The 6,104-nt window shown below is 63.4% G+C and carries 9 protein-coding genes and 1 pseudogene; 3 read left to right on the top strand and 7 right to left on the bottom strand.

From position 1 onward, the window contains the following. On the top strand, positions 1-707 hold a 707-nt coding region (locus EN781_RS22950), incomplete at its 5' end, for a dimethylarginine dimethylaminohydrolase family protein (protein WP_127400358.1). A gap of 115 nt (positions 708-822) precedes the next feature. On the opposite strand, the gene EN781_RS22945 is transcribed toward EN781_RS22950, so the two are convergent. Next, positions 823-1,152 (bottom strand): hypothetical protein, encoded by a 330-nt coding sequence (locus EN781_RS22945; RefSeq protein ID WP_126055472.1) that lies wholly within the window; start codon positions 1,150-1,152, stop codon positions 823-825. A gap of 270 nt (positions 1,153-1,422) precedes the next feature. On the opposite strand from EN781_RS22945, the gene EN781_RS22940 reads away from it, so the two are divergent. Further along, entirely contained in the window at positions 1,423-2,862 is a 1,440-nt protein-coding gene (locus tag EN781_RS22940; protein WP_126055471.1) for an FAD-binding oxidoreductase, read from the top strand. A gap of 53 nt (positions 2,863-2,915) precedes the next feature. Here the strand turns inward: EN781_RS22940 and EN781_RS22935 are convergent, their stop codons facing one another. Both EN781_RS22935 and EN781_RS22930 read right to left on the bottom strand, forming a co-directional pair. Then, the gene (locus tag EN781_RS22935; RefSeq protein ID WP_126055470.1) at positions 2,916-3,125 is read right to left on the bottom strand and encodes a hypothetical protein; all 210 of its coding nucleotides are present in this window, start codon (positions 3,123-3,125) and stop codon (positions 2,916-2,918) included. Then, the gene (locus tag EN781_RS22930; protein WP_126055469.1) at positions 3,122-3,298 is read right to left on the bottom strand and encodes a hypothetical protein; all 177 of its coding nucleotides are present in this window, start codon (positions 3,296-3,298) and stop codon (positions 3,122-3,124) included. Before EN781_RS22930 ends, EN781_RS22935 begins: the two co-directional genes overlap by 4 nt. Positions 3,299-3,398: 100 nt before the next feature. Between EN781_RS22930 and EN781_RS22925 the strand changes: the two genes are divergently transcribed. Then, the gene (locus EN781_RS22925) at positions 3,399-3,719 is read left to right on the top strand and encodes a hypothetical protein (protein ID WP_126055468.1); all 321 of its coding nucleotides are present in this window, start codon (positions 3,399-3,401) and stop codon (positions 3,717-3,719) included. A 29-nt stretch (positions 3,720-3,748) separates the two neighbouring features. Here EN781_RS22925 and EN781_RS22920 read toward each other — a convergent pair whose 3' ends face one another. The 4 genes and pseudogenes from EN781_RS22920 to EN781_RS22910 all read right to left on the bottom strand — a co-directional run. Beyond that, positions 3,749-4,453 (bottom strand): SOS response-associated peptidase, encoded by a 705-nt coding sequence (locus EN781_RS22920; protein ID WP_126055467.1) that lies wholly within the window; start codon positions 4,451-4,453, stop codon positions 3,749-3,751. A gap of 629 nt (positions 4,454-5,082) precedes the next feature. Next, the gene (locus EN781_RS22915; RefSeq protein ID WP_126055466.1) at positions 5,083-5,541 is read right to left on the bottom strand and encodes a hypothetical protein; all 459 of its coding nucleotides are present in this window, start codon (positions 5,539-5,541) and stop codon (positions 5,083-5,085) included. Positions 5,542-5,655: 114 nt separating this feature from the next. Continuing rightward, positions 5,656-5,802, bottom strand: coding sequence for a hypothetical protein (locus tag EN781_RS34450; RefSeq protein WP_189347754.1), 147 nt, complete (start codon positions 5,800-5,802; stop codon positions 5,656-5,658). A gap of 59 nt (positions 5,803-5,861) precedes the next feature. Then, positions 5,862-6,104 (bottom strand): annotated as a pseudogene (locus tag EN781_RS22910) (cytochrome c); the annotation flags it as partial.

Raw genomic sequence — 6,104 nt, 5'->3', positions numbered from 1 at the left:
ACAAGGACCTTGTCGCGGCATACGAGCATTTCGGCGTCAACATCCACTGGCACGAGCCGACCCCGGAACTGCCGATGCAGGTCTATTCGCGCGATTCCAGCGTCATGACGCCCTACGGCGCCTTCATCACCGCCATGGCCAACTGGTGGCGGCGCGGCGAGAACTACGCCGCCATCCGCACCTATGAAAAGCTCGGCATCCCTATCTACGATATGGTGACCGCCGGCACCTTCGAAGGCGGCGACTTCAACGTCATCGAGGACGGCGTGGTGTTGATCGGCTGCGGCGGCGCTCGCACCCAGGAGGAGGGCGCCCGCCAGGTGCAGGCCTGGTTCGACAAGGAAGGCTGGGAGACGCGCATCGCCTTCATCGACGAATACTATGTCCATATCGACCTGATGGTTGTGCCGATCGCCGAAAAGCTTACCGCGGTCTGCCTCGCCTGCACCGAGCCCGGCATCGTCGACTGGCTGAAGGGCAAGGGCCACGAGATCATCGACGTGCCCTTCCAGGACACGATGGCGCTCGGCTGCAACTTCATGTCGCTCGGCATGGACAGGGTGATCGCGCCGACATCGAGCCAGACGCTGATCGAAAAGCTGCGGGCGCGCGGCTTCGAGGTCGCGGCCGTCGATATGAGTGAGATCTCCAAGACCGGCGGCGGCATCCACTGCATGGCGCAGGCGCTGAAGCGCGAGAAGGCGTGAGGGGCAACGGCGGCGAAGCTGCCAATCTCCCCCTTGTGGGTCCCTTGTGGGGCACATGTCCGGCAGGACAGAGGGGGCGCGGAAGAGCGTCGATCTGTCCCGTTTCGCTCCCGCTCTACGCTGCGCCGGTCCACTCAGCGTATCGCCTCAGGCCCATGCCGGCGAACAGCATGACCATCATGATGGTGAAGAAGAAGGCCATGCCGAGGTAGAAGAAATTCGCTATCGGCGAAACCTTGACATACCGCACCTGCTTGAACGGCACGCCGCTCGGCTTTGTCGCCGCCAGTCCGAGCCAGAAGAAGAAGGTGACGGCAACGAGCACGCCGATATAAGGATCCATCCAGTCCGGCACCCTGACGAAGCCGAAATTGAACGCAAACGCCCGGTTCGCTGACAAAAGCAGCCCAGACGATATCGAGCAGGCAAACATCAGGCGTTTCATGCGGCGTTCCCCTCCATGGTCCACATCCCCCGCGATGTATAATTTGCGTTGATTGAAGTTCTGTTATTCCTGCCCATTAAGATTGCAGGCAAGGCGGGAGATCGCCGGTAAACGCGAGCACTCAACTACCGCGCCGTGCAGCGGATCGTCCGCTGAGAAATTCAGTTCGCAATGGCGGGCCGCGCTGCCCGCCATTGCTTGCGTCACAGCTAACATAAGCGCACACTAAAAGGCAGGAAGGGGGGCTCACCACAAAAACGGGAGGAAAGCATGAATGCCATGAGCTTCACCACCCTTGAGGGCGGCAAGACGACGCTCGACGCCGCGGCCCTTGATGCCCTTTCGGCTCGGATACGCGGCACCGCGCTGCGGGAAGGCGACGCGGCCTACGACGACATGCGCAGCATCTGGAACAGCATGATCGACCGGCGGCCCGCGCTGATCGTATGCTGCGTTGGTGCATCCGATGTCGTTACCGCCGTGAATTTCGCGCGGGAAAACAAGCTCCTCGTCTCCGTGCGTGGCGGCGGCCACAACATTGCCGGCAGCGCCGTCTGCGACGGCGGCCTGATGCTCGATCTGTCGCTGATGAAGTCGGTGCGGGTCGATGTCGCGGCACGGCGAGCCTGGGTCGGGCCCGGCGCCACGCTTGCCGATGTCGACAGGGAGACGCAGGCCTTCGGGCTTGCGATGCCAGTCGGCATCAATTCGACCACCGGCATTGCCGGCCTGACGTTGGGCGGCGGCTTCGGCTGGATCACCCGCAAATTCGGGCTGACCATCGACAATCTCGTTTCCGCTGACGTGGTCACCGCCGACGGAAAATTGCTGCGCGCCAGCCAGAACGAAAATCCCGACCTGTTCTGGGCGCTGCGCGGCGGCGGCGGCAATTTCGGCGTCGTCACGGCGTTCGAGTTTCAGCTCCATGAGTTCGGGCCGCAAGTGCTGTCGGGGCTTGTCGTCCATCCCTTCGCCGATGCCGGGAAAGTGCTGCGGGAATATAAGCAGGCGCTGGAAGATGCACCCGACGAACTGACCTGCTGGGTGGTCATGCGGCAAGCGCCGCCGCTGCCCTTCCTGCCGGCCGAATGGCACGGCAAGGAGGTGCTGGTGCTGGCCATGTGCTATTGCGGCGACATCGAGACCGGCGAAAAGGCGACCCGGAAGCTGCGCGCCATCGGCTCGCCGATCGCCGACGTCGTCGGTGTCAATCCGTTCACCGGCTGGCAGCAGGCCTTCGACCCGCTGCTTACGCCCGGCGCCCGCAACTACTGGAAGAGCCATGACTTCACCGAGCTTTCCGACGGCGCGGTCGAGGTCACCACGGCGGCGATTGCGAGGCTTCCGGGTCCCGAATGCGAGATATTCTTCGGCCATGTCGGCGGGGTGGCGGGCCGCGTCGAAGCGGATGCCACCGCGTTTCCGCAGCGCAGCTCGCATTTCGTCATGAACGTCCATGCCCGCTGGCGCGAGCCGGCAATGGACAAGGCCTGCATCGATTGGGCTCGCGGTATCTACGAGGCGACACGGCCTTACGCCGTCGGCACGGCCTATGTGAACTTCATGCCGGAGGACGAGACCGACCGGATCGAAGCGGCCTATGGCGGCAACTATCGCCGGTTGCTGGAGATCAAGCAGCGCTACGACCCGCAAAACCTGTTCCGCATGAACCAGAACCTGCGCCCTAAGGAAGGTCTGCGGGCGGCGTGAGACAAGCATCCCTCGGCGACGGCGTGGACAACCGCGCCGTCGCGGACATGGCTTCAGCCGATTATCGCCGGCGTATCGTCATAGCTCAGCGACACCAGCTCCGGGTGGCGGTGAGCGAGCGCGAGGATTTGTGTTTCCAACTCGCAATTGTAGGCCATCAGCGCCTTCACCGTCTCCAGCGGGCTCGCGTAGCGGGCGATCAGCTTCTCGGCCTCGGCCTGCAATTCAGCCTGCGCTTCGGCGTCGAGATGCAGGATGCTCATTGCCGCCTCCTTGAAACCTGCAGCGCATCGAGCTGTTCCTGAAGGTGCCCGTTGAGCACGATCATCTCCTTCAGCGCCTTCATGGGGTCGCCCTTGTGGAGCGCGATGAACTTGTCGGCCACAGCCTGAAGCGCGGCCTCCTGGCGGCCGTCCAGTGTCACGATCTGGTCCATCCCGGCTGCTCCTCATACGTTATGTGCGCAGTGAACAAAAAGGGAACAAAAATGTCAAGGGCGAATTGACCAAACGAGGAATGCGTTCCTATTATTAGTCATGCCTGATACTGACAGAAGACGAAAGCGCGGCGGCGGGCGGCGGCTCAGCAATGCCCACGAGATCGGGCAACTCGTGCTCGTCCGCTGCGGACTCTGCAACGTCAAGCGTTGGTATCAGCCCGACGATCTGCTGAAGATTTTCGGCGACATCGAACCTGACCTCGTGGGCAGCAAGATGCGCTGCGAGCGCTGCGGCAAGAACGAATTCATGCACGCCGAGACGCAGAGCCCGACGGCGGGGGAGAGGCAAGGCATTCGGGTGAGAAGGCTTGCCGAAATAAGGACGGTGCGGCGGGTCGTGTGGCGGGATGAGCAATAAAGGGGTCGGCCATTTGCCGGCTTTGGTTTCTAAAACAAAGACCCCTGCGCCGGCGGCTCGGCGGGAAACTTGATCTGCGTCGCCGGCTTCTCCACGATCACCAGCGCGTCGTCAGGCGCTGGCCGCTGCAGCTTCCGCGCCTCCGGCCATGGCGCGGTCAGCCACGTCTCGGTCTCTTCCTGGGTGGTCAGGATCACCGGCATCGCCTTCTCGTGGATCGGCGCGATCAGCGCATTGGGCCTGGTGGTCAGGAAGCCGTAGAGCTGGTGGTCGCCCGGCCCTTCCTTGACCTTGCGCACGCCCTGCCAGGGCGTCCACAGGCCGGCGAAGAAGAACAGCGGTCGATCTTCGCCGCGCGCGAACCAGAAGTTCTTCTGCACGCCGGTCTCGGGGTCCTTGTCGCCAGGCTGGGGCGAGGGCTCGGCGAAACTCGTCACCGGCACCACGCATCGGTTCTCGATGCCAAGGTAAGGCATCCAGTGGGCGTATTGCGGGTTGCGGATGTTGGTGGTGCCGGAATCGGCATTGCCGCGCATGCGCTCCGGCGGTGTCGGCATGCCCCAGCGCAGAGTGGCGAGTTCGCGCGTGCCGTCGGCGGCGTTCCGCACCACCGGGGCGAACTGGTTCGGGTAGATGTCGACCGAGGGTTCGAGGTTGCCGATGACGTCGCGCAGGGCGCGCGTCCACTGGCGGATCGCCTCCTGGCTGGTGGTGATGTTGTAGAGATTGCACATCGGCAACGTTTCCCTGGCAGTCGATTGATCCCGCATTTTCCACCAAAGCGCCAGTGCCAGGCGTTCGTTGAGTCGGCTGGGGCTATCACAGGCGTGAACAGAGGTCCGTCCCAGGCCGCTCAACCTCGGTGCGTTGACAGGAGCGGCGAAGCAGAGGAAAGTTTGGCAGCTGCTGAAGGAGGGATTCCGTGAAGAAGACCTACGCCAGGCCGGTACTGCTCAAGGCGGGCAAGCTTGGGGCGCTCGCCGCCACCACCATTTCTAAGGCTCCCTGAGCCAAAAGCTTTTGCTTCGACGGAGCGCTGAGGCATTTGTTGCCTCCGCATCGATTTTTCGCGCCCCCGGCTGGCCCCGGCGCCGGAAGGTTTGCGTCGCCAATCCCTCCGCCGCCGCAACTCTCCGGCGACCGGGATCGTACCTCATCACTTTCGGGAAGTTAGGTGGCCCGGCCGCCGAGGGGGGGTGATGTATGGGTTGGCCGCCGGGCCTGACCGGCTTCTGCGACCTCGCCGGCTGCTTGAACATGCGCTCATGCTAATACTTGGGCAATAGCGACCTAGGGCCTAGGACCAACGTGTACGGCCTCCGGTTCCCAGCAACGTTTTACAATCATTCCCCAGCCGAAGCCCTCACGCTGTCCGCGCGTCGAGGCGCAGTGCCGAGAGGAACAGCAACAGCAGCGCCAGCGCGTTGAGGCAGGCCGCGGCCGCATGCGAATATTCCCATTGCCGCCTGAGCATTTCCCAATTGTCGGGCAGCATGGACCAATTGCGGGTCGCCCGGTTTACCGGAAAGGTGAAGCTCCAGAACACGAATTGCGTGGCGCCGATGGCGATGAAGGCGAGCGCCACAAGGCCGAAGGCACCGCCTGAGCGATAGAGCACGACCGCCAGTGCCGCGCTCGACAGCAAGGCGCCCAGCACGACGATACCGAACAGGCTCCAGCCGTCATAGGCGCGCTGCGCGGCGAGATAGCTGGTGCCGTCGAGCTTCAGTTTGCTGTACATCGAAAAGAAATGCGCCCCCGCCGGCACGAAGGCCAGCGCCGCGAAGATGAAGCTCACCACTCTAAGGCCATAGATCGCCATGCAGTCCTCCTTCCAGGAGAAGCTAGGGCAGGGGGCAGGCATGGGAAGGAGAGATCGAATGCCGGCGAAGGGCAACGGTTCTTCGCCTGCGATCTGATCCCGCGGCTCGGCGCCTCAGAATCCAAAGAACTGCCGGCCGATGAGATAGCCGAGCGCCGCGACGACCAGCGGAAACAGCGCCGGCGCCACCTTGCCGACCAGCGAAGGCCTGACCTCCTGGATCGGAGAGTCGGGGGTGGCGTTGTTGAGGTTCTTGGTCATCATATTAGCGTCAGCTCAACAAGTTAATTTTTGGCAAACGCCGCTACGGAAGGCCACGCTCACTCCACCTTCTGCCGGAACTTCGAGTGGCAGCTCGAACAGTCCTGCAGGATGAGATGCAGGAGATGCTCCGCCGGCAGTGTGGCCGGATCAGGCTGCACGGCATTCGGCCGCTTGCCGAGCAGGCTGCCGCCATCCATCGGCAGCATCGCGCCCATGCGCATGCCCTCGGTGATCTCAGCCGGCGCCCTTTCGGCCTTGGCGGCGAGTGCCGAGGCGAGCCCGCCGATATGGCGGGCGGG

It is taken from the genome of Mesorhizobium sp. M4A.F.Ca.ET.090.04.2.1 (genome assembly GCF_003999085.1).
Lineage (GTDB): Bacteria > Pseudomonadota > Alphaproteobacteria > Rhizobiales > Rhizobiaceae > Mesorhizobium.
Note: the sequence above shows the minus strand (reverse complement) of the source record. Positions and strands in the feature narration are given on the sequence as shown.

Excerpts from the sequence above, each read along its gene's own strand:
- EN781_RS22940 (WP_126055471.1), top strand. The coding sequence starts at position 1,423 with ATGAATGCCATGAGCTTCACCACCCTTGAGGGCGGCAAGACGACGCTC.
- EN781_RS34450 (WP_189347754.1), bottom strand. The coding sequence starts at position 5,802 with ATGACCAAGAACCTCAACAACGCCACCCCCGACTCTCCGATCCAGGAG.
- EN781_RS22935 (WP_126055470.1), bottom strand. The coding sequence starts at position 3,125 with ATGAGCATCCTGCATCTCGACGCCGAAGCGCAGGCTGAATTGCAGGCC.
- EN781_RS22930 (WP_126055469.1), bottom strand. The coding sequence starts at position 3,298 with ATGGACCAGATCGTGACACTGGACGGCCGCCAGGAGGCCGCGCTTCAG.
- EN781_RS22920 (WP_126055467.1), bottom strand. The coding sequence starts at position 4,453 with ATGTGCAATCTCTACAACATCACCACCAGCCAGGAGGCGATCCGCCAG.
- EN781_RS22945 (WP_126055472.1), bottom strand. The coding sequence starts at position 1,152 with ATGAAACGCCTGATGTTTGCCTGCTCGATATCGTCTGGGCTGCTTTTG.
- EN781_RS22925 (WP_126055468.1), top strand. The coding sequence starts at position 3,399 with ATGCCTGATACTGACAGAAGACGAAAGCGCGGCGGCGGGCGGCGGCTC.
- EN781_RS22915 (WP_126055466.1), bottom strand. The coding sequence starts at position 5,541 with ATGGCGATCTATGGCCTTAGAGTGGTGAGCTTCATCTTCGCGGCGCTG.